This is a genomic window from Streptomyces scabichelini, from assembly GCF_011045015.1.
In the GTDB taxonomy this organism is placed as follows: Bacteria; Actinomycetota; Actinomycetes; order Streptomycetales; family Streptomycetaceae; genus Streptomyces; species Streptomyces scabichelini.
The window spans coordinates 32,852-56,387 of the sequence record NZ_JAAKZY010000045.1 but is presented as its reverse complement, the minus strand read 5'-3'; the positions used below and the strand labels follow the sequence as shown (position 1 = coordinate 56,387).

At 70.2% G+C, this 23,536-nt stretch carries 25 protein-coding genes; 8 read left to right on the top strand and 17 right to left on the bottom strand.

Annotation, left to right across the window (positions count from 1 at the left end; all coding sequences use genetic code 11):
• The first annotated feature begins 365 nt into the window (after positions 1 to 365).
• Positions 366 to 1,403 carry a ketopantoate reductase family protein gene (locus G5C60_RS16690; protein WP_165259908.1) on the top strand — a complete coding sequence of 346 codons (1,038 nt, stop codon included), beginning with the start codon at positions 366 to 368 and terminating at the stop codon, positions 1,401 to 1,403.
• 262 nt (positions 1,404 to 1,665) lie between these two features.
• On the opposite strand, the gene G5C60_RS16685 is transcribed toward G5C60_RS16690, so the two are convergent.
• From G5C60_RS16685 to G5C60_RS16625, 14 genes are all read right to left on the bottom strand, one after another.
• Complete coding sequence (locus tag G5C60_RS16685) at positions 1,666 to 2,403, bottom strand: sirohydrochlorin chelatase (protein WP_165259906.1); 738 nt, start codon at positions 2,401 to 2,403, stop codon at positions 1,666 to 1,668.
• A gap of 6 nt (positions 2,404 to 2,409) precedes the next feature.
• Entirely contained in the window at positions 2,410 to 3,321 is a 912-nt protein-coding gene (locus G5C60_RS16680) for an ABC transporter permease (RefSeq protein WP_165259904.1), read from the bottom strand.
• Positions 3,308 to 4,096 carry an ABC transporter ATP-binding protein gene (locus G5C60_RS16675; RefSeq protein ID WP_165259902.1) on the bottom strand — a complete coding sequence of 263 codons (789 nt, stop codon included), beginning with the start codon at positions 4,094 to 4,096 and terminating at the stop codon, positions 3,308 to 3,310. Before G5C60_RS16675 ends, G5C60_RS16680 begins: the two co-directional genes overlap by 14 nt.
• 59 nt (positions 4,097 to 4,155) lie before the next feature.
• Positions 4,156 to 5,277: an aliphatic sulfonate ABC transporter substrate-binding protein gene (locus G5C60_RS16670; RefSeq protein WP_165259900.1), complete on the bottom strand. Its 1,122-nt coding sequence runs from the start codon at positions 5,275 to 5,277 to the stop codon at positions 4,156 to 4,158.
• Positions 5,278 to 5,478: 201 nt separating this feature from the next.
• Positions 5,479 to 6,834 (bottom strand): sulfate adenylyltransferase subunit 1, encoded by a 1,356-nt coding sequence (locus tag G5C60_RS16665; protein ID WP_206439616.1) that lies wholly within the window; start codon positions 6,832 to 6,834, stop codon positions 5,479 to 5,481.
• Between the two features lie 2 nt (positions 6,835 to 6,836).
• The gene (gene cysD / locus G5C60_RS16660) at positions 6,837 to 7,772 is read right to left on the bottom strand and encodes a sulfate adenylyltransferase subunit CysD (protein WP_165259898.1); all 936 of its coding nucleotides are present in this window, start codon (positions 7,770 to 7,772) and stop codon (positions 6,837 to 6,839) included.
• Positions 7,769 to 8,362, bottom strand: a complete 594-nt coding sequence (cysC, locus tag G5C60_RS16655; RefSeq protein ID WP_165259896.1) for an adenylyl-sulfate kinase — start codon at positions 8,360 to 8,362, stop codon at positions 7,769 to 7,771. The genes cysD and cysC overlap by 4 nt, the downstream gene beginning before the upstream one ends.
• Positions 8,363 to 8,364: 2 nt before the next feature.
• Positions 8,365 to 9,099, bottom strand: a complete 735-nt coding sequence (locus G5C60_RS16650) for a phosphoadenylyl-sulfate reductase (RefSeq protein WP_165259894.1) — start codon at positions 9,097 to 9,099, stop codon at positions 8,365 to 8,367.
• Positions 9,096 to 9,275 carry a hypothetical protein gene (locus tag G5C60_RS16645; RefSeq protein WP_165259892.1) on the bottom strand — a complete coding sequence of 60 codons (180 nt, stop codon included), beginning with the start codon at positions 9,273 to 9,275 and terminating at the stop codon, positions 9,096 to 9,098. The genes G5C60_RS16650 and G5C60_RS16645 overlap by 4 nt, the downstream gene beginning before the upstream one ends.
• Complete coding sequence (locus tag G5C60_RS16640; protein ID WP_165259890.1) at positions 9,272 to 10,969, bottom strand: nitrite/sulfite reductase; 1,698 nt, start codon at positions 10,967 to 10,969, stop codon at positions 9,272 to 9,274. The genes G5C60_RS16645 and G5C60_RS16640 overlap by 4 nt, the downstream gene beginning before the upstream one ends.
• Before the next feature lie 126 nt (positions 10,970 to 11,095).
• Positions 11,096 to 11,179, bottom strand: a complete 84-nt coding sequence (locus tag G5C60_RS53690) for a putative leader peptide (RefSeq protein WP_309486338.1) — start codon at positions 11,177 to 11,179, stop codon at positions 11,096 to 11,098.
• 138 nt (positions 11,180 to 11,317) lie between these two features.
• Positions 11,318 to 11,887 carry a GNAT family N-acetyltransferase gene (locus G5C60_RS16635; protein ID WP_165259888.1) on the bottom strand — a complete coding sequence of 190 codons (570 nt, stop codon included), beginning with the start codon at positions 11,885 to 11,887 and terminating at the stop codon, positions 11,318 to 11,320.
• A gap of 46 nt (positions 11,888 to 11,933) precedes the next feature.
• The gene (locus G5C60_RS16630) at positions 11,934 to 13,337 is read right to left on the bottom strand and encodes a hypothetical protein (RefSeq protein ID WP_165259886.1); all 1,404 of its coding nucleotides are present in this window, start codon (positions 13,335 to 13,337) and stop codon (positions 11,934 to 11,936) included.
• 175 nt (positions 13,338 to 13,512) lie between these two features.
• On the bottom strand, positions 13,513 to 15,147 hold the full coding sequence (locus tag G5C60_RS16625; RefSeq protein ID WP_165259884.1) for an acyl-CoA dehydrogenase family protein: 1,635 nt from the start codon (positions 15,145 to 15,147) through the stop codon (positions 13,513 to 13,515).
• Positions 15,148 to 15,235: 88 nt separating this feature from the next.
• On the opposite strand from G5C60_RS16625, the gene G5C60_RS16620 reads away from it, so the two are divergent.
• Positions 15,236 to 16,381 (top strand): YhjD/YihY/BrkB family envelope integrity protein, encoded by a 1,146-nt coding sequence (locus G5C60_RS16620; protein ID WP_165259882.1) that lies wholly within the window; start codon positions 15,236 to 15,238, stop codon positions 16,379 to 16,381.
• A gap of 12 nt (positions 16,382 to 16,393) precedes the next feature.
• Here G5C60_RS16620 and G5C60_RS16615 read toward each other — a convergent pair whose 3' ends face one another.
• Positions 16,394 to 17,230, bottom strand: a complete 837-nt coding sequence (locus G5C60_RS16615; protein WP_165259880.1) for an NmrA family NAD(P)-binding protein — start codon at positions 17,228 to 17,230, stop codon at positions 16,394 to 16,396.
• 81 nt (positions 17,231 to 17,311) lie between these two features.
• On the opposite strand from G5C60_RS16615, the gene G5C60_RS16610 reads away from it, so the two are divergent.
• Entirely contained in the window at positions 17,312 to 18,256 is a 945-nt protein-coding gene (locus G5C60_RS16610; RefSeq protein WP_165259878.1) for an AraC family transcriptional regulator, read from the top strand.
• A 10-nt stretch (positions 18,257 to 18,266) separates the two neighbouring features.
• Positions 18,267 to 18,971 carry a helix-turn-helix domain-containing protein gene (locus tag G5C60_RS16605; protein ID WP_165259876.1) on the top strand — a complete coding sequence of 235 codons (705 nt, stop codon included), beginning with the start codon at positions 18,267 to 18,269 and terminating at the stop codon, positions 18,969 to 18,971.
• Here the strand turns inward: G5C60_RS16605 and G5C60_RS16600 are convergent.
• Complete coding sequence (locus tag G5C60_RS16600) at positions 18,957 to 19,355, bottom strand: VOC family protein (protein ID WP_165259874.1); 399 nt, start codon at positions 19,353 to 19,355, stop codon at positions 18,957 to 18,959. The two genes, G5C60_RS16605 and G5C60_RS16600, sit on opposite strands and share 15 nt — an antisense overlap.
• 162 nt (positions 19,356 to 19,517) lie before the next feature.
• Here G5C60_RS16600 and G5C60_RS16595 point away from each other — a divergent pair, with 162 nt between their 5' ends.
• From G5C60_RS16595 to G5C60_RS16585, 3 genes are all read left to right on the top strand, one after another.
• The gene (locus G5C60_RS16595; protein ID WP_165259872.1) at positions 19,518 to 20,183 is read left to right on the top strand and encodes a DUF4389 domain-containing protein; all 666 of its coding nucleotides are present in this window, start codon (positions 19,518 to 19,520) and stop codon (positions 20,181 to 20,183) included.
• Positions 20,184 to 20,209: 26 nt separating this feature from the next.
• Positions 20,210 to 20,776 carry a hypothetical protein gene (locus G5C60_RS16590; protein ID WP_165259870.1) on the top strand — a complete coding sequence of 189 codons (567 nt, stop codon included), beginning with the start codon at positions 20,210 to 20,212 and terminating at the stop codon, positions 20,774 to 20,776.
• A 96-nt stretch (positions 20,777 to 20,872) separates the two neighbouring features.
• The gene (locus G5C60_RS16585; RefSeq protein ID WP_165259868.1) at positions 20,873 to 21,544 is read left to right on the top strand and encodes a ThuA domain-containing protein; all 672 of its coding nucleotides are present in this window, start codon (positions 20,873 to 20,875) and stop codon (positions 21,542 to 21,544) included.
• A gap of 64 nt (positions 21,545 to 21,608) precedes the next feature.
• Here the strand turns inward: G5C60_RS16585 and G5C60_RS16580 are convergent, their stop codons facing one another.
• Positions 21,609 to 22,670, bottom strand: a complete 1,062-nt coding sequence (locus G5C60_RS16580) for a LacI family DNA-binding transcriptional regulator (protein ID WP_165259865.1) — start codon at positions 22,668 to 22,670, stop codon at positions 21,609 to 21,611.
• A 293-nt stretch (positions 22,671 to 22,963) separates the two neighbouring features.
• Here G5C60_RS16580 and G5C60_RS16575 point away from each other — a divergent pair, with 293 nt between their 5' ends.
• Complete coding sequence (locus tag G5C60_RS16575) at positions 22,964 to 23,398, top strand: VOC family protein (protein WP_165259918.1); 435 nt, start codon at positions 22,964 to 22,966, stop codon at positions 23,396 to 23,398.
• Positions 23,399 to 23,536: the final 138 nt, after the last annotated feature.

Genomic DNA, 23,536 nt, shown 5'->3' with positions numbered 1-23,536 from the left:
GTGTCCGTCCTCGGACCGGCGCGCGAGCTGTCGGCTGGTAGAAGGTGCTCGGGTTGGCGCGCCGGCCGCTGCGGGCGGACACCCCCGCCCCGTCCCCTGCCCGCCGTGGGCGGCTGCGGGTGGGTTGGGGCGCGCGGCGCGCCCCGTTCTCCGTCCACACGTGGGCGACGGCAGGAGCGCCCCTTTAGGGGCGCGGGGAACTGCGCGACCAGCCATAAACGACCCGCAGTCGACGTACGACCTTTGCAGGGGGCCGGGGCTCTGCCCCAGGGAAGAGCCAACCCGAGCCGCACAGTTCCGCCCGGAGAGAAGCTTTCCGCAAGCATTTGATGGAGCGTACACATGACTGTGGCAGTCTCGGACGTATGCGCTACATCATCATCGGAGCAGGGGCGGTGGGCGGAGCGATCGGCGGCCGCCTCGCCGAGTCGGACCACGAGGTCGTGCTGGTCGCGCGCGGTGCGCAGTACGAGGCGCTGCGGGAGCGCGGGCTGCGCCTGATCACGCCCGACGGACCGCGTACGCATCGGCCCACCACCGTCGACGGGCCGCAGTCGCTCGGTGAGTTGCGGGCGGACGACGTCCTCGTACTCGCCGTCAAGACGCAGGACAGCGCGGCGGCCCTGGAGGCCTGGGCGCCGGCCCCGGTGGCGGGCGGCGGGACGGCGGCCGAGAGGCTGCCCGTGGTCTGCGCGCAGAACGGGGTGGAGAGCCAACGGCTCGCGCTGCGCCGTTTCCGCCACGTGTACGGCATGTGCGTCTGGCTGCCCGCGACCTTCGTCGAGCCGGGCGTCGTGTCCGCCGCCGGTACGCCGCTGACCGGCATCCTGCACCTCGGCCGCTACCCGTCCGGCACGGACGAGACGGCCCGCCGTATCGCCGCCGACCTGGAGAAGTCCCGGTTCGAGGCGCCGGTCGTGCCCGAGGTGACGCGCTGGCAGTACGCCAAACTCCTCGGCAACCTCGCGAACGCGATCGAGGCGGTCAGCGGCGTGCTCACCAGCGAGGAGGGCATCGCGCTCTACGAACGCGTCCGCGCGGAGGGCGAGGCCGTGCTCACCGCGGCGGGCATCGCGTACGCCGGTGACGAGGAGCAGAAGCAGGCCCGCGCGGACAAGATCCGCTTCGAGCCCTTCGACGGCTCCGCCCGCGGCGCCGGCTCCTCCTGGCAGTCCCTCCACCGCGGCACCGGCACGATCGAGGCCGACTACCTCAACGGCGAGATCACGCTCCTGGGCCGCCTGCACGGCATCCCGACCCCGCTGAACGACCTGCTGCAACACCTCGCCAACGACTTCGCCCGCGAGCACAGGGAGGCCGGTTCGATGCCGGTACCCGAACTGGTGAGACTCGCGAACGAGGCGGCCGAGTCCGCTGAGGAGAGCCAAGCAGCGCGTCCCTAGCGCGGGGGGGGAGAGAGAGACGTCGAGCGGGACGCGCTGCTGGCGCGGGCCGCGTCGAACACGCCCTTCAGGGGCGCGGGGAACTGCGCGACAAGCCACATCGAACCCGCAGCTTCGAACCCGCCCCCAGCGGAGCGCTCACGCTCCGAGCGCCGCGTCCCTAGCGCGGGACGCGTCGAGCGCGCCCTTTCAGGGGCGCGGGGAACTGCGCGACAAGCCACAACGAACCCGCAGCTTCGAACCGCCCCTAGCAGCGGAGCGCTCAGGCGCCCAGCGCCGCCAGCGCAGGCACCCGAGCCGAGTCGTACCGCTCCAACAACACCCGCGCCACCTCAGGCGCCGCCCCCAGCACATCCGCGAGTACGTCCGCCTCGGCGGCCCCGCGCGCGATCCGGTCCGGCAGGAAGCCGGGCGCGAGGACGTACGGAGCGACCGCCACGCGGGCGCAGCCGAGGGCGCGCAGTTCCCGGACGGCGTCCTCGGTGCGGGGGAGCGACGCGGAGGCGAACGCAGGCCGCACGGCGCACCAACCGGTGTGCCGCCACTCCCGCGCGATTTCTGCGATCACTGCGATCGCCTCCGGGTCCGTGGACCCCGCCGAGGCCAGCACGACCCCGGTCGAGGACTTGGCGGCCGGGCTCAGCCCGGCCTCGTACAACCGCCGTTCGAGCGCGGCGGTCAGCAGCGGCGACGGGCCGAGCACCTCGGACTGCCGGATCCGCAGCCGCGACGGTGCCTCCCGCAGCACCGCCGGGATGTCGGCCTTCGCATGGAAGGCCCTGTTCAGGAGGAGCGGAAGGGCCACGACATCGCGTACTCCTCGTGTCGCCAGCGACTCCAGCACCCCGCCCACGGACGGGACGTTGAAGTCCAGGAACCCGGTCTCCACGCGCAGCCCCGGCCGCATGGCCCGCACCCGGCGTACCAGGGCGTGCACGGTCGCGGCATGCCGCGGGTCGCGGCTGCCGTGGGCGATGACGAGGAGGACCGGATTGCGCATGGGAGTTCAGCTCCTCACGAGGAGACCGCGGCTGCGCAGGACCCACCGCTCCAGCGGACTGAAGATCAGCAGGTCGATGGCGATGCCGACGATCAGGATGAGGAAGATGGCGAGGAACACCATCGACATGGAACTGGTGTTGCGGCCGTTCTCCAGCAACTGGCCGAGGCCCACCCCGAGTTCGGGCGAGGACGCGATGATCTCCGCGGCCATCAGCGAGCGCCAGGAGAACGCCCAGCCCTGCTTCAGCCCCGCCACATAGCCGGGCAGCGCCGCCGGCATGACGATGTGCCAGGTCCCGCGCAGGCCCGTCGCGCCGAGGGTGCGGCCCGCCCGCAGGAACAGCGGCGGCACCTGGTCGACGCCGGAGACGAGACCGTTGGCGATCGACGGGACGGCGCCGAGCAGGATCACCGCGTACATCATCTCGGGTTTCAGGCCCAGCCAGATCACGGCGGGCGGCACCCAGGCCACCGACGGCAGTGACTGCAGGCCGGACAGGATGGGGCCGATCGCCGCCCGCACGAACCTCACCCGGGCGACCAGCAGTCCCAGCGGGGTGCCGATCGCAAGCGCCATCACGAAGCCGAACAGACCGCGCGAGACGCTGGTCCAGATGAAGTCGAGCAGCGTGCCCTGCAGCCACGCCTCGCGGACCTCCCCCCACACGTCGGACGGCGAGGGCAGCTTGGCCGGGTCGTCGACGACCTTGAAGGTGATCAGCGCCTGCCAGACCACCAGGACCAGTGCGACGGCGACGATCGGCGGCAGGATCTTCTGGACGAGGGTCTGGCGGAACGGAGTCCGGCTCGTCTGGACCGTCTCCAGCGCGTCGAGGCCCGCCTCGAGACCGGCGAGATCGCTGGTGTGCCCGCTGTCCTTGGCGTTCCCGTCGGCCTTGGTCTCAGTGCTGGCCATGGCGGCGGATCTCCCCACGCAGTTGTTCGGTGATCTCGACGGACAGTTCCGCGACGGCGGTGTCCTCGATACGGCGCGGCTGCGGAAGGTCCACCGTCCACTCACGTGCGATCCGCCCGGGACGCGAGGAGAGGAGTACGACGCGCTGCGCGAGCCGTGCCGCCTCTCGCACGTTGTGCGTCACGAACAGGACGGACAGCTTCGTCTCGCGCCAGATACGGGTCAGCTCGTCGTGCAGCACGTCCCGTGTGATGGCGTCGAGGGCCGCGAACGGCTCGTCCATCAGCAGCAGCTGGCTGTCCTGGGCGAGCGCGCGGGCCAGCGCGACCCGCTGCCGCATACCGCCGGACAGCTCGTGCACCCGCTTCCCGTACGCGCCCTTCAGCCGGACGAGTTCCAGCAGCTCGTCCGCCTTGTCGCGGCGCTCGGACTTCGGAACTCCCCTGAGCTTGAGGGCGAGTTCGATGTTCTTGCCCGCGGTCAGCCACGGAAAGAGCGCGTGCTCCTGGAACATCAGGGCGGGCCTGCCGTCCGTCGTGATGCTGCCCGCGGTGGGGGCGTCGAGACCCGCGACCAGGTTCAGCAACGTCGACTTGCCGCAGCCTGAGGCCCCCAGCAGGGTGACGAACTCGCCCGGCGCGACATCGAGCGTGATGTCGTCGAGGACGAGCTGGTGTCCGGCGGGTCCGGCGAAGGACTTCGAGACGTGCTCGATCCGCGCGGCGTACTCCACCGACGTCGTGGCGTCGGCGGCCTTGGCGAGGGCGGTTGCCATGGTCGTCACCTCCTGGGAACTCATCAGTGTCGGCTTGTGGACTTGCTCGGCCTGCGGGCTCACTTGGCCTGCTCGACGCCGAGACCGGAGTCGTCGACGGTGCTCTTGCCCTCGGCTGCGAGGACCTTGTTCAGGAGCGTGAGGTCGTAGATGCCGCTCAGATCGGGCTTCTCCAGCAGGCCCGCCTTCACCGCGTGCTCCGCCTCGGTGTTGAGGGTCGAGGCCAGCGGGTCGTCGGTCATCCGGATGGACTTCCAGGCCGGGTCGAGCACCTCCGCCGGAAGCGCCTTGCCGGTGTCGGTCTTCAGCTGCGCGTTCGCCGCCGTCTTCGCCTCGTCCGGGTTGGCGCTGATCCACGCGTTCGTCTTCACCGAGCCGCGGAGCACGGCCTCGACGACCTTCGGGTGCTCCTTGAGGAAGCTCTGCGACACGATGATGTTCGTGATCACGAACTTCTTGTCCGGCCACAGATCGGCCTCGTCGAGCAGTACCTTGCCGCCCTCGGCGACCAGCTTGGACGCGGTCGGCTCCGGCACCCAGGCGCCGTCGATCGAGCCCGACTTGTAGGCGTCCGGGGTGACCTTGTTGTCCGTGCGGACCACTGAGACGTCGCCCTGGCCGCTCTCCGCGTCGACCTTCCAGCCCTGCTCGCCGATCCAGTTGAGGAACGCGACGTCCTGGGTGTTGCCGAGCTGCGGCGTGGCGATCTTCTTGCCCTTGACGTCGTCCAAGGTCTTGATCTTGTCCGGGTCGACGACGAGCTTCACACCGCCGGAGGCCGAACCGCCGATGATGCGCAGGTTCTTGCCGTTCGACTTGGTGTAGCCGTTGATCGCCGGGGAGGGGCCGATCCAGCCGATGTCGATGGACTTCGAGTTGAGGGCCTCGATCTCGGAGGGCCCCGCGTTGAAGGTCGCGTACTGGGCCTGCGTACCGCCCAGCTCCTTCTGGACGAAGCCCTTCTGGTTGCCCACGAGAGCGGTGGCGTGCGTGAGATTTCCGAAGTAGCCGATCTTGACGGTGTCGAGGCCGTCGATCTTCGCGCCCTTGGCGGCGACGTTCGCCGTGTCGTCCTTCGCCTGAGAGCCGTAGCCGCAGGCCGTCGCGGCGAGCGCGAGGAGCGGAAGCGCGGCAAGGGCGGCGAGGCCACGGCGCGCGGTACTTCGGGTGCTGGCAGGCACGGGAGGAGTTCCTCTCGTCGGCCCGGCGGTCACGTCTCTCAGGTCGTGGCCGGGTAGGCGGCGGGTTTTCGTCTGGCGCGCAGGCAGTGCGCGTACGTCATCGCGCACATCGCGCCACCCCGCCTTCCCCGCTGCCGAGGGCGCCGCTGCCGACGCGGCCGCCCTCCTTCGCGAAGGTCGAGAAGATGTCGGTGGTCATGGCTAGAAGTCCCACCCGTCGTCGTCCGCGTCGGCCTTCACCGGCTCCGGCGAGGCGAAGGACTCGCCGACCATGCCCGCGGTCAGCGTGGTGCCGTCGGCCGGGTCGATCAGGATGAACGAGCCGGTGCGCCGGGAGTCGGCGTACGCGTCGACCGGCAGCGGCTCCGCGGTACGGATCTTGACGCGGCCGATGTCGTTGGCGACCAGGTGGCCCGGGTGCGGGTGCAGGGAGAGGTCGTCGAGGGTCAGCCGGGAGGGGATGTCCTTGACGATCGCCTTGACCGTGCGGGTGCCGTGCTTGAGCAGCACACGGTGCCCGATGGTCAGCGCCGCGTCGGCGACATGGCACACGGTCGCCTCGATGTCCTGCGTGGTCGCGGGCGCGTCCTTGCGCGGCACGATCAGGTCGCCGCGCGAGATGTCGATGTCGTCCTCCAGGAGGACCGTCACCGACTGCGTCGTCCAGGCCACGTCGACCGGCACGCCCAGCAGGTCGATTCCGGAGATCTTCGACGTACGGCCGGAGGGCAGCACGGTGATCTCCTCGCCGATGCGGAACGCACCGGCCGCGATCTGACCCGCGTACCCCCGGTAGTCCGGGTGCTCGGCGGTCTGCGGGCGGATCACGTACTGCACGGGCAGCCGGGCGTGGCAGGTGGCCAGGTCGTGGGCGACCGGGACCGTCTCCAGGTGCTCCAGGAAGGTCGGGCCGCCGTACCAGTCCATGTTCGCGGACGGGTCCACCACGTTGTCACCGGCGAGTGCCGAGATCGGGATCGAGGTGATCTCGGGGACGCCCAGCTCGGAGGCGTACGCCGTGAACTCCTCGGCGATCGCGGCGAACACGGACTCCTGGTAGTCGACCAGGTCCATCTTGTTGACGGCCAGCACCACGTGCGGGACACGCAGCAGCGCGGCGATCGCGGCGTGCCGGCGGGTCTGCTCGACGACGCCGTTGCGCGCGTCCACGAGGATGACCGTCAGCTCGGCCGTGGAGGCGCCGGTGACCATGTTCCGCGTGTACTGCACATGGCCGGGCGTGTCGGCGAGGATGAACCGGCGGCGGGGTGTGGCGAAGTAGCGGTACGCCACGTCGATGGTGATGCCCTGCTCGCGCTCGGCGCGCAGACCGTCGGTGAGCAGCGCGAGGTCGGGTGCGTCCTGGCCGCGGCTCGCGGAGGCGCGCTCCACGGCTTCCAGCTGGTCGGTGAGGACCGACTTGGAGTCGTGCAGCAGCCTGCCGACGAGCGTGGACTTGCCGTCGTCGACGGACCCTGCGGTCGCGAACCGCAGCAGGGTCGTCTCCGACAGCTGCTCGACCGACAGCGGCTCGATGGGATCGGTGGTGCTGGTCATCTTTAGAAGTACCCCTCGCGCTTGCGGTCTTCCATCGCGGCCTCGGACAGCTTGTCGTCCGCGCGGGTCGCGCCCCGCTCGGTGAGCCGGGAGGCGGCGATCTCGGCGATCACCGCGTCCAGCGTGGTGGCGTCGGAGTCGACGGCGCCGGTGCAGGACATGTCGCCGACGGTGCGGTAGCGGACGAGGCGCTTCTCGACGGTCTCGGCGTCCTTCGGGCCGCCCCACTCGCCGGCGGTCAGCCACATGCCGGCCCGCTGGAAGACCTCGCGCTGGTGGGCGAAGTAGATCTGCGGCAGTTCGATCTTCTCGCGGGCGATGTACTGCCAGACGTCCAGCTCGGTCCAGTTGGACAGCGGGAACACGCGGACATGCTCGCCGGGTGCGTGCCGGCCGTTGTAGAGGTTCCACAGCTCGGGCCGCTGACGGCGCGGGTCCCACTGCGAGAACTCGTCCCGCAGGCTGAAGACGCGCTCCTTGGCGCGGGCCTTCTCCTCGTCCCGGCGCCCGCCGCCGAACACCGCGTCGAACCGCTCGGACTGGATCTTCTCCGTGAGCGGAACGGTCTGCAGCGGATTGCGCGTGCCATCAGGCCGCTCCCGCAGCTTGCCGGCGTCGATGTAGTCCTGCACGGAGGCGACATGCAGCCGCAGACCGTGCTCGGCCACCACGCGGTCGCGGTACTCGATGACCTCGGGGAAGTTGTGCCCGGTGTCCACGTGCAGCAGCGAGAACGGGACCGCCGCCGGGGCGAACGCCTTCAGCGCCAGATGCAGCATGACGATCGAGTCCTTGCCACCGGAGAACAGGATCACCGGCCGCTCGAACTCACCCGCCACCTCACGGAAGATGTGCACGCCCTCGGACTCCAGAGCGTCCAGGTGCGACAGCGTGTACGGGCTGGCCGCCTCCTCGGAGACAGTGGCGACGGTCGTCATGCGAGACCCCTTTCGGTGAGCAGCGCATGCAGCGCGGCCGCGGACTCCTGCACGGTCTGGTTGTGCGACTCGATGCGCAGATCGGGCGACTCGGGCTCCTCGTACGGATCGTCGACCCCGGTGAGTCCGGAGATCTCGCCCGCCGCCTGCTTGGCGTACAGCCCCTTCACATCACGCTCGGAGCACACCTCGACCGGAGTGGCGACATGCACCTCGAGGTACGCGGTCCCGCCGGCCATGTGGCGCTTGCGCACCGCCTCACGGCTGTCCGAGTACGGCGCGATCACCGGCACCAGCGTCTTGACGCCGTTACGGGAGAGCAGGTCGGCGAGGAAGCCGATGCGCTGCACGTTCGTGTGCCGGTCCTCGCGGCTGAAGCCGAGGCCCGCCGTCAGGAACGTACGGATCTCGTCGCCGTCGAGCACCTCGACGCGGTGGCCCTCCGCACGCAGCCGGTCGGCCAGTTCGTACGCGATCGTGGTCTTGCCGGCGCTCGGCAGACCCGTGAGCCAGATGGTGGCTCCGGTCACTTGGTTCTCCTGGTTCATCGGAGTCGTCGAAAACGTCGGAGTCGTCGAGGGCACGGCCATGGTCAGTCGTGCAGCCCGCACTCGGTCTTGGCGCGGCCTGCCCAGCGGCCGGCGCGCGCGTCCTCGCCCTCGAGTACTCGGCGGGTGCAGGGGGCGCAGCCCACGGAGGGGTAACCGTCCATGAGCAGCGGGTTGGTGAGGACCCCGTGCTCGGCGACGTACTCGTCGACGTCGTCCTGCGTCCAGCGGGCGATCGGCGAGATCTTGACCTTGCGGCGCTTCTCGTCCCAGCCGACGACCGGGGTGTTGGCCCGGGTCGGGGATTCGTCGCGGCGCAGGCCCGTGGCCCAGGCGCTGTACTTCGTCAGCCCCTCTTCCAGAGGCTTGATCTTCCGCAGCGCGCAGCACAGGTCGGGGTTGCGGTCGTGCAGCTTCGGCCCGTACTCGGCGTCCTGCTCGGCCACGGTCTGGCGCGGGGTGAGCGTGATGACGTTGACGTCCATCACGGCCTCGACCGCGTCCCGGGTGCCGATGGTCTCGGGGAAGTGGTAGCCGGTGTCGAGGAACACGACGTCCACGCCGGGCATGGCGCGGGCGGCGAGGTGGGCGACGACCGCGTCCTCCATGGAGGACGTCACACAGAACTTCTTGCCGAAGGTCTTGGCGGCCCACTGGAGGATCTCCAGCGCGGACGCGTCCTCGAGGTCGCGGCCCGCCTGCTCGGCGAGCGCCCTCAGCGCTGCGTCCGGATCGTTCTGATCACTCTCGATGTCCGGTTCTGCCTGAACCGTCGTCATATCTCGTCCCCTCCACCGTTTGTGGGCTGAAGCCCCCGGGACAGCAGCCCGAGGAACTTCAACTGGAAGGCTCGATTGCACGCTCCGCATTCCCAGGCCCCGTGGCCCTGCTCGCTCGGACGCAGGTCCTCGTCGCCGCAGTACGGGCAGTAGAACGGCGCCGCGCGCTCACTCATGACAGCGACTCCTCGGAGGCCCGCGCGGCCCACGTGGCGAATCGCTCGCCGTCCTCGCGCTCCTCCTGGAAGCGCTTGAGGACCCGCTCGACATAGTCCGGCAGTTCCTCCGAAGTGACCTTCAGGCCACGGACCTTGCGGCCGAAACCGGCCTCAAGACCGAGTGCGCCGCCGAGGTGCACCTGGAAGCCCTCGACCTGGTTGCCCTCGTCGTCCAGGACCAACTGGCCCTTGAGACCGATGTCCGCGACCTGGATACGGGCGCAGGCGTTCGGGCAGCCGTTGATGTTGATGGTGATCGGCTCGTCGAACTCGGGGATGCGGCGCTCGAGTTCGTCGATCAGCGAGGACCCGCGCGCCTTGGTCTCGACGATCGCGAGCTTGCAGTACTCGATGCCGGTGCAGGCCATCGTGCCGCGCCGGAACGGCGAGGGCTTGGTGGTCAGGTCGAGCGCCTCCAGGCCCTCGACGAGCGAGGCGACCTTCGACTCGTCCACGTCGAGCACGATCATCTTCTGCTCGACGGTGGTGCGCAGCCGGCCCGAGCCGTGTGCCTCGGCCAGCTCGGAGATCTTCGTGAGGGTCGTGCCGTCCACCCGGCCCACGCGCGGCGCGAAACCGACGTAGAAGCGGCCGTCCTGCTGCCGGTGCACTCCGACGTGGTCGCGCCAGCGCTCCACGGGCTGGTCGGGCGCAGGGCCGTCGACGAGCTTCCGCTTCAGGTACTCGTCCTCCAGCACCTGGCGGAACTTCTCGACGCCCCAGTCGGCGACCAGGAACTTCAGCCGGGCCCTCGTACGAAGGCGCCGGTAGCCGTAGTCGCGGAAGATCGAGAGGACGCCGATGTGGACGTCCGCGACCTCGTCCAGCGGGACCCAAGTGCCAAGCCGCTGGCCGATCTTGGGGTTGGTGGAGAGGCCACCGCCGACCCAGAGGTCGAAGCCGGGGCCGTGCTCCGGGTGGTTCACGCCGACGAAGGCGACGTCGTTGATCTCGTGCGCCACGTCGAGCAGGGGCGAGCCGGAGATCGCGGTCTTGAACTTGCGGGGCAGGTTCGAGAAGTCCTTGTTGCCGATGACCCGGCGGTGGATCTCGTCGATGGCCGGGGTGCCGTCGATGATCTCGTCCTCGGCGATCCCGGCGACGGGCGAGCCGAGGATGACGCGGGGCGTGTCACCGCAGGCCTCGGTCGTCGAAAGACCCACGGCCTCCAGCCGCTCCCAGATCTCCGGGACGTCCTCGATACGGATCCAGTGGTACTGGACGTTCTGCCGGTCGGTGAGGTCGGCGGTGCCGCGCGCGAACTCCTGCGAGATCTCGCCGATCACCCGCAGCTGCTCGGTGGTGAGCCGGCCGCCGTCGATCCGCACCCGCAGCATGAAGTACTTGTCGTCCAGCTCCTCCGGCTCCAGGATCGCGGTCTTGCCGCCGTCGATCCCGGGCTTGCGCTGGGTGTAGAGACCCCACCAGCGCATCCGGCCGCGCAGGTCGTTGGGGTCGATCGAGTCGAAGCCCCGCTTGGAGTAGATCGTCTCAATACGTGTCCGTACGTTGAGACCGTCGTCGTCCTTCTTGAACTGTTCGTTGCCGTTGAGCGGGGTGTAGTGACCCACGGCCCACTGGCCCTCGCCGCGGTGACGGCTCACCTTGCGGCGGGGCGCGGCGGCAGCAGGCTTCTGTGGGGTGGCGGCCATGATTACGTCCTTCGGGACAGGCGGGGGAAAGCTACTCTGACCTGCGCACAGGGCGCATGCGGGCATACGCGCGCATCTTTGCGCAGGCGAGGCAAAAGGGAGAATGTCGGCGGTGCTGGAGAGTGCTCAGCTCGCCGGACAGATGGCGCTGGACATGCGGCCGAGGTCGACGTGCCGTCGACTCACCAAGGCGATTCCAGTTCCAGACATGACGGAAGCGTGTCACGTCGATCTGGACTCAGTCCAGCTTTGTCCAAGATGCGGACACCCTTGTCCCGTACTGTGAGACAAGGGTGTTGTTGGTCACAAGACCGGACCCCGGCCTTGCGTTTTTCTCATCTCACCAGGTCAGACAGCCAGCGCCCCGGGCCAGGGGCCGGCGGTGGGGATGTCCGGCTCCTCCTCCACCTTGGTGTCGAAGAGCTTGAAGCCGCGACGCAGGTAGTTGTCCATCGCATGCTCCCCGTCCTTGCTGCATGTATGCAGCCAGACCCGCTTGGTCGGCGGCCTGCCCGGCCAGCGTTCGGCCAGGTCCCAGGCGCGCGCGACCCCGTACGAGAGGAGGTGTCCGCCGATCCGCCGGCCCCGGAAGGCCGGGATCAGCCCGAAGTAGAGGATCTCGACGACGCCCTCGTCCTGCGGGTCCAGCTGTACGTATCCCGCGGGCGTCCCGCGCTCGTACGCGACCCAGGTCTCGACTCCCGGCCTGTCGAGGTCCTTCTGCCACTGGGCGTACGTCCAGCCGAGCCGGTCCGTCCAGCGGATGTCGCCGCCGACCGAGCTGTACAGGAAGCGGCTGAACTCTGGTGAGGGCACCTCGGAGCGCACGATCCGGACGTCGTCGGCCGGCTCGGCGGCGGGCCGCAGGTCGGCCGGAGAGGTCTGCTCCAGTGACCAAGTGGTGACAGGGATGCTCATAAGGGCAAGCGAACCACGAAGGGGAGCCGCGCTTCAAAAGAACGGCTCACTCCAATGAGCGGTCGACCGAGGACAGCGGCACCGCGTACAACACCCGTTCGGCGGCGGCGTTCGACTGTCCCCCGTTGCCGTGGTTCGGCGTCCGTCCGGTCAGCGTCCACAACTCGCCGGTCTCCTGCCAGTACGACATCGACTCCGTGTGCTGCCCCCAGCAGGCGTACGACTCGCCCGCACCGCACTTCGCGGCCTTGGCCGTGCTCTCGTTCTGCCGCCAGAGCGTGCCGTGCTTGCCATGGGCGTCCGGTGCGTGACCGCCGTACCAGTTCGGCTCGCTCGCGCCGCCCGGTCGGTGCGAGAGCACGCCCCGCAGACCGACGGCCTCGGTCTCGTACGCCTCGTCGGCGTTGACGCGCCCGCCGCTGTCGACGGCGAGCAGGCCCGTGCGGTCGCTCGCGGTGCTGTAGTCGTAGCGCCACACGCGGGCCGGTTCGCCGCTGTCCGAGCGGAACCACTCGTTCGCGACCAGGCTGTCCGGCGTCGACGTGCGGTCGAGTGAGACGGAGGCGAGGCAGGGGACCTCGTCGTTCGTGGTGGCGTCGCACGCGCCGCCGGTGAGGCTGTACGAGCCCATGGCCGGCATGACGTACCGGTAGCGGTGTGCGGACCAGCCGTCCTTCACCTTGCCGACCTCGTCGCTGACGACGTCGGCGCGCAGGATGCGGTTCATGTCGAAGACGAACAGGGCGTTGTCGCCGGCGGCGCCGTTCTTCGCGGTGACGATCAGCTTGTCCTGGTACCAGACCATGCCGCCGATGCGGGAGCGGACGGCCTCGAAGTCCTTGCCGCCGTCCAGCGGGGCGACCAGCAGGACCCAGCGGTACTTGAGGTTGTCCGGGTCGTTCGCGTCGATGAAGGCGACGCGGGCGAGGCCCTTGTCCTCCTCGGGTGTGTCCGCCATCCGGTCGTTGTGCGTCCAGCCGGACAGGATCACGCGGTTGGAGCCCCACCTGCCGTCCTCGTCGGAGTCCCCGGAGGTGGTCACGGACCGGGGCAGCCACTTCTGGGTCTGCGCGTCGCCGTCCTCCCAGCAGTACGCGCGCGTGGCGGCCGGCTCGGCGGGCAGCGCGGCCTTCTCGGTGGCGGCGCAGCCGGCCTTGTCGCGCATCGAGTGGTTGGCGTCCTTCAGAACGCCGTCCACGCCGACGTTCCCGCCCATCCCGTTCTCGAGGGTGCCGAGCGTGTCGGCGTCGGCCAGGTTCTCCCGCAGCTGGAGCTTGTCCGTCTCGGCCGACGAGGTGATTGCGGTGAGGCCGCCCGGGTTGTCGCTGCTCGCGGCCTGCGACGTACTGATGAAGCCCGCGGCGACGGTGAGCGCGAGGGCGGTCCCGGCCAGGCTCGCCCGCAGTGCGCGCCCCTTCCTCCGACGGCGGTGCCTGCCTCGATACGCCATTGTTCCTCCCGCGTTGGCGGCCAACTGCCTCTCGCGATCAGTGCGTTGAACCGAGGGAGACAGTGTGGGGGAGCCGTGGGAAGGATGGTACGTCAGGTGTGGCCGGGCCTGGTCGAATACGCCGGAATACGTGGTACGAGAGGGAGGGTCTGGTACGGCCCCCGGTACGGCCCGCTCAGGAGACGGGTCGAGCCCGCTCCACCACCGAGGCCAGGTCCAGGCTGTGCGGCAGGGTCCCGAACGCCGTTCCCCAGTCCCCGCCGAGGCGTGACGCGCAGAACGCGTCGGCGACCTCCGGGGGCGCGTACTGGACCAGCAGAGCACCCTGGAGCACCAGGGCGATCCGCTCGGCCAGGCGCCGGGCGCGGCCCTCGATGCCCTCCAGGTCGGCGAGTTCGGCGAGCAGGTTCTTGATCGCGCCGTCCAGCCGGTGGTCGGCGCCGCGTGCCCGGCCGATCTCCTCCAGGTAGGCGTTCAGGGCGTGCGGCTCGCGCTGTATGGCCCGCAGGATGTCCAGCGCCTGGACGTTGCCCGCGCCCTCCCAGATGGAGTTGAGCGGCGACTCACGCAGCAGCCTCGGCATGCCGGACTCCTCCACGTACCCGTTGCCGCCCAGGCACTCCGACGCCTCGACCACGACCGGAGTGCAGCGCTTGGTCACCCAGTACTTCGCGGCGGGCACCGCGAGCCGCAGGAACGCCCGCTCCCGCTCGCTCCCGTCGTCGTACGCCGCGGCCAGCCGCAGCGACAGCGTCGTCGCGGCCTCGGACTCCAGTGCCAGATCGGCCAGTACGTTGCGCATCAGCGGCTTGTCGATCAGCCTGCCGCCGAAGGCCTCGCGGTAGGTGCAGTGGTGCACGGCCTGCGCGACCGCCTGCCGCATCAGGGAGGCGGCGCCCAGCGCGCAGTCAAGGCGGGTCACCGCGACCATCTCGATGATCGTGCGCACCCCACGCCCCTCGTCCCCGACCCGGCGCGCCCAGGTCCCGTCGAACTCGACCTCGCTCGACGCGTTCGACCGGTTGCCCAGCTTGTCCTTGAGCCGCTGGATGCGGAACACGTTCCGCGTGCCGTCCTCCAGCACGCGCGGCACCAGGAAGCACGTCAACCCGTCCGGTGCCTGCGCCAGCACGAGAAAACCGTCCGACATCGGGGCCGAGCAGAACCATTTGTGGCCCGTCAGCTCGTACGTCCCGTCCTCGGCGAGCGGTCGCGCCTGAGTCGTGTTCGCCCGTACGTCGCTGCCGCCCTGCTTCTCCGTCATGCCCATGCCGAAGAGCGCGCCGGCCTTCTGGGACGCGGGCCGCAGCTCCTGGTCGTAGACGGTGGACGTGAGCCGCGGCTCCCACTCGGCCGCCAGCTCCGGGTCCGTGCGCAGCGCGGGCACCGCCGCGTGCGTCATCGACAGCGGGCAGCCGTTGCCCGCCTCGACCTGCGTCCAGATCAGGAACCCGGCCGCACGCCGCACATGCCCGCCAGGGCGCACCCACGCCGCCGTCAGGCCCGCCGCGACGCCCTTGCCGAGCAGCCGGTGCCAGGACGGATGGAAGTCGACCTCGTCGATGCGGTGACCGTAGCGGTCGTGCGTGCGCAGCCTGGGCGGATTCTCGTTCGCCAGCACACCCCACTCCTGGACCTGCGCGGAACCAGCCGTACGCCCCAGGGACGACAGCTCCTCGCGCGCCTCGTCGAGCAGCCCGGGGGCGAGATGCCGCTCGACCGCTTCCGTCAGGACCCGGTCGGCGCCGAAGACGTCATAGCCGAGCAGAGGCGGAGCCTGGTTGGTCACTTCGTGGGTGCCGGTTGCCATGTGAGGAAAACTACCCCCGGGTAGGGCGGCAGTCACCTTCGAGTGCGGAGGGTGAGAAAGGCACGTCGCGGCAGATACGGTTAGGAGCGTGCAGCCAGCAAGTGAAACGCCAGAGAGCCCGTCCGGTCGGCTTCACCGGGCACGTGCTCTCTACCGGAATGTCTCCAAACGGAGGACCGCCTGGCTGCTGCTCAAGGACACCGTCAACTCCTGCATCGAGTACCGGATCCTGGGTCTGGCGGCCGAAGCCGCCTTCTTCACGCTCCTTTCCGTGCCGCCGCTGCTGCTGAGCATGATCGGCCTGCTCGGCTACGTCGACGACTGGACCGGCGCCGACACCATCGCCAGCCTGGAGACCAACATCCTGGAGGCCTCCCGCACCGTCCTGTCCGACAAGGGCGTCTCGCAGATCGCCGAGCCGATCCTGCACGACGTGATGAAGGGCGGCAGGCCCGACGTCATCTCCATCGGCTTCCTGTTCGCCCTGTGGTCGGGCTCGCGCGCGGTGAACGTCTTCATCGACACCATCACCGTCATGTACGGCCTCGACGGGGTGCGCGGCATCGTCAAGACCCGGCTGATGGCGTTCCTGCTGTTCCTCGTGGCGCTGCTGATCGGCTCGATCGCGCTGCCGCTGATGGTCGCGGGCCCGGACGCCGTGGTGAACATCGTGTCGTGGTCGACGACCGTCGTGCAGGTCCTGTACTGGCCCGTCGTCATCGTTCTGTCCATCGTCTTCCTGACGACCCTCTACCACGTGTCCGTGCCGGTGCGGTCCCCGTGGATCGAGGATGTGCCCGGCGCCCTGGTCGCGCTCGGCATGTGGGTCCTCGGCAGCTTCCTGCTGCGTTTCTACCTGGCCAACACGGTCGAAGGGCCCACGATCTACGGCTCGTTGGCCGCACCCGTCGCTGTGCTGCTGTGGATCGGCGTCTCGGCCTTCGCCGTGCTCGTCGGGGCGGCCGTCAACGCGGCCATCGACCGGGTCTGGCCGGCCGCCGCCACGGCCGCCGCGCGCGCCGTCAACGAACAGCTGCGCGCCGCGCAGGCCGCCGACTTCGTGGCCCGCGCGGCCGCGGCTCGGAGCGCCGACCCCGACGACCCTCCGGACATGCCCTCCGAGTTCCCGGAGCGCTGGTCCCGCTTCCTCCCCCCGGAGGACGTCACCTCACGACTGCGCACGCACGCCAAGAGCTCTCCCAAGAACGGGGACGAACCGCCGGCGCCGCACTGACCCTCGCCGGTCCTAGACCTTCCACACCCCCTGCGCCGCGTGCTCCCGCGCGAAGTCCGTGAAGTCGCGCGGGGCGCGGCCCAGGATCTGCTCGACCCCGTCGGTGGTCTGCGCGTTGCTGCCGTCGAGCAGCGTCTCGAAGACCTCCAGCAGGGAGGCGGCCTCCTCGGCCGGCAGCCCGAAGTCGGTCAGCATGGCGCCGTACTCCTTGAAGGACACCGGCACGTAGCGGATTTCCCGGCCCGCCGCGGCGGAGATCTCCGCCATGGCCTCACGGAAGGACAGCAGCCGCGCCCCGGTGATCTCCAGGGTCCGCCCCACGTACGAGGAGTCGGTGAGCGCCTTCACCACGATGTCCGCGATGTCCCGCGCGTCGATGAACGGCACCTGCACCTCGCCCGCCGGGAACACGAACTCACCACCGCGCACCCCCTCCAGCAGCAGCCCCTCACTGAAGTTCTGCATGAACCAGTCCGCCTGCACGACCGTCCACTCGGCACCCGACTCGCGCACCGCCCGCTCGGTCGGCTCCGCCTGCGGCTCACCGCGCGCCGACAGCAGCACCAGCCGCCGTACGCCGAGCGCCAGCGCCCGCCGTGCCAGGGCAGCGATGCTCTCGTCCGCGCCGGGCGCACCGACGTCCCCCGGATACGCCAGATACGCCGCGTCGGCGCCGCGCAGCGCCTCGTCCCACGTGGAGGAGTCGGCCCAGTCGAAGCGCACCGCGCCACCGCGCGACGCGGCCCGTACGTCGAATCCCGCGGCCTGCGCGGCCTCCGCCACCCTGCGCCCCGTCTTGCCCGAGGCTCCCGTCACCAACAGCGTCTTGTTCCGCGTGTTCTCTGTCATGAAATCCAGTGAACTGCCCTGCGCGAAAAGGGAACATCGCTGAACCTCTCGTTCCTATAAGCGCGCGTCTACTCTGAGGTCATGGACGCACTCGCAGGTCTTCTGGAGGGCCCACGCGCGCGCGGCGCCTTCATGATCCGAGCGTGTTTCGATCCACCGTGGTGCCTACGAATCGAGGACCGGGCCCCGCTCACGGTGATGCTCATGGTCCGCGGCGACGCCTGGATCACGCCGGACAAGGGGGAGCGGCTGCGGCTGAGGGCCGGTGACCTGGCCATCGCGCGCGGCCCGGACCCGTACACCTGCGCCGACGACCCCTCGACCGTGCCGCAGGCGCTGATCCTGCCGGGCGCCGAGTGCTTCTATCCCGACGGCCGCTCCCTGAACGGGGTCATGGACCTCGGCGTCCGCACCTGGGGCGACCGGCTCGACGGCTCCACGGTCATCCTGATCGGGACGTACACCATGCAGGGCGAGATCAGCGGGCGGCTGCTCGACGCCCTGCCACCCCTGCTCAGCCTGACCTCCGACGAGTGGGAGTGCCCGCTCACCCCGCTGATCCTCGAGGAGATCGTGCGCGACGAGCCCGGCCAGGAGGTCGTCCTCGACCGGCTGCTCGACCTGCTGGTCATCGCCGCGCTACGGGTCTGGTTCTCGCGCCCGGAGGCCGAGGCGCCGGCCTGGTACCAGGCTCTCGCGGACCCCGTCGTGGGCCGGGTGCTGCGCCTCCTCCAGGACGATCCGGCGCATCCCTGGACGGTCGCCTCGCTCGCCGTGAAGGCGGGCGTCTCCCGGGCCGCGCTCGCCCGCCGCTTCAGCGAGCTCGTGGGCGAGCCCCCGATGACGTATCTGACCGGCTGGCGCCTCGCCCTCGCCGCGGACCGGCTGCGGGACACCGACGAGACCATCGGCGCGATCGCCCGCCAGATCGGCTACGGCAGCGCGTTCGCCCTGTCCAGCGCCTTCAAGCGGGTGTACGGGGTCAGCCCGCAGGAACACCGGACCCGGGCCGGGCTGCGCGCGTAACCTTTTGTAGGTGCACGCAGAGCGGTCCCGGTACGCCGAGTGGGCGTCCCGGCTGCCGGGTGCGGTCGTGTGGACCCGCACCACAGCGCCGGGTGACGCCGCACCGGTGCTGCCCGACGGCTGCATGGACCTGCTGTGGACGGAGGGCCGGCTCTTCGTCGCGGGACCCGACACACACGCGCACGGAGGGCAGGAACCCGTGGCCGTCCGCTATGCGGGCGTCCGGTTCTTCCCCGGCACCGCGCCCGCCTATCTCGGCGTACCGGCCCATGAACTGCGCGACCAGCGCGTGGACCTGGCGAACCTGTGGCCCTCCGGGGAGGTGCGGCGGCTGACCGAGCGGGTCGACTCGGCGGACGATCCCGCCGCCGCGCTCGAAGCGGTGGCCCTTGGCCGCGCGGCCGACGCCGAGCCGCCCGATCCACGGCTGCGGGAGATCGTGACGGCCGTGTCCGCGGGCTACTCCGTCGCCCTGACCGCGGGCGCGCTGGGCTGGAGCGAACGGCAACTGCACCGCCGTTCCCTGTCCGCGTTCGGCTACGGCCCCAAGACGCTGGCCCGGGTACTGCGCCTGCAACGCGCGCTCACCCTCGCCCGGGACGGAGTCCCCCTGGCGGACACCGCGGCCCGCGCCGGCTTCGCCGACCAGGCCCATCTCGCCCGCGACGTACGGGACTTGGCGGGCGCGCCCCTGGGTGAGCTACTCGGACGCTAGCCGGGCGAACAGGTCCACGCCGTTGCCGTCCGGGTCGTGCACGATGGCGTACCGCATGCCCCAGGGGGCGTCCCACGGCTTGAGTTCCGTCCGGTAGCCGGCGTTCACCAGGTCGTCGTACGTGGTGTCGACGTCGGCCGGGCTGTCGCACAGGAAGGCCAGCCCGATCCGGCCGCCGCCCGCCGGCGGCTGCCAGTCGGCGTGGAACGCGCGGACGCTCTCCTCGGTGTCGAGCGCGAAGCGCAGCCCGCCGGGCAACTGGGCCTCGACGTGCGGCTGCTCCTCGGCGCCCTCCGGGAAGACGAGGCCGAGGCGGCGGTAGAAGGCGAGCGATGCGGACAGGTCGGAGACGACGATGCCGATGAGGTCGAATCGTGGAGTCATGCGACCACCGTAGGAAGGCCGTTGGCGCACGGTCTTGTAGGAATCGGACGTGTCCTGGTCCAGAACCTTGCACGGCCCTCCACCCACCTGTACACGGATAGAAAGCCCGTATGTGGGCGAAAGCGGGCGGATCTGTTCCGCCCCTGGGGGGAGATGAACGGCATGTCCGACGTGACCACCGCGCTCGGGGACCGCCCGAAGAGTGCGGTCACCCTGAAGAGTCCGGTCACCCTGGAAACGGTGTACGACGCCGGCCCGTCCCGCTGGTTATGGCTGGTGAAGTGGCTGCTGGCGATCCCGCACTACGTCGTCCTCGCCTTCCTCTGGATCGCCTTCCTGGTCGTCACCGTGATCGCCTTCTTCGCGATCCTGATCACCGGTGGCTATCCGCGCGCCCTGTTCGACTTCAACGTCGGGGTGCTGCGCTGGAGTTGGCGGGTGTCGTACTACGCGTACGGAACCCTCGGCACGGACCGCTACCCGCCCTTCACGCTGGCGGACGTGCCCGACTATCCGGCCCACCTGGAGATCACCCATCCCGAACAGCTCTCCCGCGGCCTCGTTCTCGTCAAGTGGTGGCTCCTGGTGCTGCCACAGGTGTTCGTGGTCGCCGTCTTCGCGGGCGGCGGCGGCCTCGCGGGCGGCCTCGTGGGCCTGCTGACCTTCTACGCGGGCGTCGCGCTGCTGTTCACCGGCCGCTATCCGCGCGGCATGTACGACCTCAACGTGGGGCTGCACCGCTGGGTGATGCGGGTGGTGGCGTACGCGACGCTGCTGACGGACGTCTATCCGCCGTACCGCCTGGATCAGGGGCCGCGTGAACCGTGAGTCTTTGAAGGACGAGGGGAACATCTGTGCGGCAGGATGACGTGCATGATCCGTACCGTGCGCGCCCTGCCGCACTCGCCACCCGCGCAAGGGCGTTGAGCGTCGCGCCGGAGCATGTGTACGTCACCGTGGCTCCCGACTTCACGCCGGCCGAGCGGTCGGTGGGGGTGTACGGGGGCGACGGTTTCTCCAGCGTGTACGTGGGGTCGAAGACCGGCGCGCAGCTCCAGCTCACTGTGGACCGCGGCACCATCACCGCCGCGACCTGTCCGGATCAGCAACCCGGCGACATCGCGGGCGAGCCAGTCGCATGCGAGCGGGACGGCGATCTCTGGTATCGCAGCACCACCGGAGCCCATGAGTACGCCGTAACCGGGAAGGGGCATGTCGTCCGGCTCAGCGGCGCACCGAGCGCGATCGGCCGCGACGTCCTGCGTGCGGCCGCCCAGTCCGTCCGCCGCCCGAACGCGGCAGAACTGGAGGTTCTCCTTCCGCCGGCCCCGTCGGCCACCGCCACCGAGCCGGTCGAACGCGGAGACCTGCCACCGGTCGGCGACGGGGCGCCGAACAACGAGGTGGGCGCGACGGGCTGAGCCGAGGGCCACCGGTTCTCACGAGCCGCTGATCCGAAATTTTCGGCCCCTTGCCTCGCTGGGGCCCGCCCCGCTCGGCACATAAAGTCGGATGCCATGGCAGCAGCGCACCTCGAGCCCCGCGTACTCCTCTACACCCGCACCACGGCCTACCGGCACGAGTCGATCCCGGACGGCATCGCGGCCGTACGCTCCCTCGGCGCCGCGCACGGCTTCACGGTGTACGCCACGGAGGACCCCGGCTTCTTCGACGCGCCCCTCGGCCCGTACGCGGCTGTCGTCTTCCTCTCCACCAGCGGTGACGTCCTGTGGCCCGCGGGACGTGAGTACCTCGCCGCGTACGTCGAGGCGGGCGGCGGCTTCGTCGGGGTGCACGCGGCGGCCTGCACCGAGTACGACTGGCCGTACTACGGCGAACTGCTCGGCGCCCGCTTCGCCCGCCATCCCGACCACCAGCCGGGCAAGCTCCTCGTCGAGGACCGCGAGCACCCGGCGACCCGACACCTGCCCGCCGCCTGGGAGTTCACCGACGAGTGGTACGACTTCCGGTCGAACCCGCGGGGATCGGTGCGGGTGCTCGCCTCGGCCGACGAGTCCTCGTACGACGGAGGCGCGATGGGCGACGACCATCCGCTGGTGTGGTGCCGGGAGCAGGGGGCCGGGCGGGTCTTCTACACCGCGCTCGGGCATGCCTCGGAGGCGTACGAGGACCCGGATTTCCGGGCGCATCTGCTCGGCGGCATCAGGTGGGCGGCGGGGCTGGCGTAGGTCCTTCAGCCCTCAGACGGACGCCGGAAGCCCTCAGACGGACCCCGGGAGTCCCCGGGAACCCTCAGTCGGACCCCGGGAGCCCTAAGGCGGACCCCGGTGGTTTCCCCGTGCTCTCCCGCACCACCAGCCGGGTGGACAGCTCCGTCCGTGTGCCCTCCGGCCGCTCGCCCGCCATGATCCGGACCAGCAGGCGCAGCGCGGTCGCGGCCATCTCCGACAGGGGCTGGCGGATCGTGGTCAGCGGGGGTGCGGCCCAGTGGGCCTCGGGCAGATCGTCGAAGCCGACCACGCTCATGTCGTCGGGGACGCTCAACTTCCGTTCGGCCAGGGCCCGGTAGCTGCCGAGGGCCATCTTGTCCGAGCAGACGAAGACGGCTGTGGGCGGCTCGGGGAGGTCGAGGAGTTCCAGCATGCGGCGGTGGGCGGTGATCTCGTTGAAGCCGGCGTAACGGACGTACTCGGGACGGTGGCGGATGCCGGCCGCCGCGAGCGCCGAGCGGTAACCGGCGACACGGGCGCTGCTGCACATCTTGCGCCGGTATCCGGCGATGACCGCGATCCGCTCGTGGCCGAGGGCGAGCAGGTGCTCGGTGGCCGTCACGCCGCCCTGCCAGTTGGCGGCGCCCACCGAGACAACGCCGGGCGGCGGATCGATCACCGGGTCGATCAGGACGAACGGGATGCGGTGCTGGTCCAGCCAGGCGTACTGGGACTGGGTCAGCTCCGCCAGGTTGAACAGCACTCCGGCGGAGCCGCGTGTGGAGAGCTTGTCCAGCCAGCCGCGCTCGGGGCGGCCGCCGCGCGTCCGGGTCAGACCCGCAGACACCACCACCTCCAGGCCCGCATCGTGCGCCGCCTCCTCCACGCCGTGCAGGACCGCGCCCGACCAGGAGGAGTCCAGCGAGTGCACGACGAGATCGACAAGGCCCGGCGACTTCGCCGCGTCGAACCGCGGTCTGCGTACGTAACCAAGGCGGTCGAGCGCCTCGGTGACCCGGCGGCGGGTCTCCGGCGCCACGTCCTCCCGGCCGTTGACCACCTTCGACGCCGTCGGCACGGACACGCCGGCCTCGCGGGCGACGACCGCGAGTGTCGGCCCGGCCACGCTCCCGGTACGCACCATGGAAGCCCCACCTCTCCGGCCCCGTCCCGAGGGCCAGCGAAAGTTTTCGAATCACCACGGTCTGGCACGCGGGAGGGCGTCGACCGCTTAGAAAGCGCTTCCTACATTAAGGCCGTCGGAACTCTTCGTGGAAGGGGCGGTGTTCAGTGGGAATCCCTGAGAACCGAAACTTTCGAAATGTCGAACAGGCGGGGCTTGGTGTGTCCGAGAGGGCCCGGGAGGGTCCGGGAGGGTCCGGGAGGCAAGTCTCTGAATCGCCCCGCAGGCTGCGTTAACGTCGTTGCATGGCTCGTATGGAACAGCGCATCAGTCTGGTCACGCTGGGAGTTTCTGATGTGGCGCGCTCCCGGGCCTTCTATGAAGCCCTGGGCTGGCGGGGGCAAGAGGTCGAAGAGACCGTCTTCTTCCAGGCGGGCGGTCTGGCCCTGGTCCTGTGGGGCCGCGACAAGCTCGCGCGGGACTGCGGGCTGACGGACGGAGCGGCAGCCGGCTTCGGCGGGATCGCCCTGGCGCACAACGTCCGCTCCGATGCCGAGGTCGACGACCTGCTGGCGGCGGCGGAACGGGCCGGAGCAACCATCACCAAGCCCGCGGCCACCAATGCCGTCGGCTTCTACTCCGGAGCCTTCGTCGACCCGGACGGCCACGCCTGGGAGATCGCGCACAACCCCGGATTCCCGCTCGCCGAGGACGGGTCGCTCACCATTCCGGACTTCGGCGCGTCCTAGCCGAGTCATTCCGATGTGACGGGTCCGACGAACGAGGCCGCCGCAGCATCACGCTGCGGCGGCTCACGGATGCGCAGAGCGCCCGCCGGCCGAGCCCCGGGGCCGCCCTTGGGGCGGCACTGCGGCCTGCGCCGCAGC

Coding starts and splice junctions, on each gene's coding strand:
- G5C60_RS16685 (WP_165259906.1), bottom strand. CDS start 2,403: ATGCGCAATCCGGTCCTCCTCGTCATCGCCCACGGCAGCCGCGACCCG.
- G5C60_RS16600 (WP_165259874.1), bottom strand. CDS start 19,355: ATGACTCCACGATTCGACCTCATCGGCATCGTCGTCTCCGACCTGTCC.
- G5C60_RS16665 (WP_206439616.1), bottom strand. CDS start 6,834: ATGACCAGCACCACCGATCCCATCGAGCCGCTGTCGGTCGAGCAGCTG.
- G5C60_RS16650 (WP_165259894.1), bottom strand. CDS start 9,099: ATGACGACGGTTCAGGCAGAACCGGACATCGAGAGTGATCAGAACGAT.
- G5C60_RS16585 (WP_165259868.1), top strand. CDS start 20,873: ATGGCAGCAGCGCACCTCGAGCCCCGCGTACTCCTCTACACCCGCACC.
- G5C60_RS16645 (WP_165259892.1), bottom strand. CDS start 9,275: ATGAGTGAGCGCGCGGCGCCGTTCTACTGCCCGTACTGCGGCGACGAG.
- G5C60_RS16580 (WP_165259865.1), bottom strand. CDS start 22,670: ATGGTGCGTACCGGGAGCGTGGCCGGGCCGACACTCGCGGTCGTCGCC.
- G5C60_RS16675 (WP_165259902.1), bottom strand. CDS start 4,096: ATGGCAACCGCCCTCGCCAAGGCCGCCGACGCCACGACGTCGGTGGAG.
- G5C60_RS16615 (WP_165259880.1), bottom strand. CDS start 17,230: ATGACAGAGAACACGCGGAACAAGACGCTGTTGGTGACGGGAGCCTCG.
- G5C60_RS16595 (WP_165259872.1), top strand. CDS start 19,518: ATGTCCGACGTGACCACCGCGCTCGGGGACCGCCCGAAGAGTGCGGTC.
- G5C60_RS16625 (WP_165259884.1), bottom strand. CDS start 15,147: ATGGCAACCGGCACCCACGAAGTGACCAACCAGGCTCCGCCTCTGCTC.
- G5C60_RS16575 (WP_165259918.1), top strand. CDS start 22,964: ATGGAACAGCGCATCAGTCTGGTCACGCTGGGAGTTTCTGATGTGGCG.
- G5C60_RS16630 (WP_165259886.1), bottom strand. CDS start 13,337: ATGGCGTATCGAGGCAGGCACCGCCGTCGGAGGAAGGGGCGCGCACTG.
- G5C60_RS16680 (WP_165259904.1), bottom strand. CDS start 3,321: ATGGCCAGCACTGAGACCAAGGCCGACGGGAACGCCAAGGACAGCGGG.
- G5C60_RS16610 (WP_165259878.1), top strand. CDS start 17,312: ATGGACGCACTCGCAGGTCTTCTGGAGGGCCCACGCGCGCGCGGCGCC.
- cysC (WP_165259896.1), bottom strand. CDS start 8,362: ATGGCCGTGCCCTCGACGACTCCGACGTTTTCGACGACTCCGATGAAC.
- cysD (WP_165259898.1), bottom strand. CDS start 7,772: ATGACGACCGTCGCCACTGTCTCCGAGGAGGCGGCCAGCCCGTACACG.
- G5C60_RS53690 (WP_309486338.1), bottom strand. CDS start 11,179: ATGTCTGGAACTGGAATCGCCTTGGTGAGTCGACGGCACGTCGACCTC.
- G5C60_RS16690 (WP_165259908.1), top strand. CDS start 366: ATGCGCTACATCATCATCGGAGCAGGGGCGGTGGGCGGAGCGATCGGC.
- G5C60_RS16635 (WP_165259888.1), bottom strand. CDS start 11,887: ATGAGCATCCCTGTCACCACTTGGTCACTGGAGCAGACCTCTCCGGCC.
- G5C60_RS16640 (WP_165259890.1), bottom strand. CDS start 10,969: ATGGCCGCCACCCCACAGAAGCCTGCTGCCGCCGCGCCCCGCCGCAAG.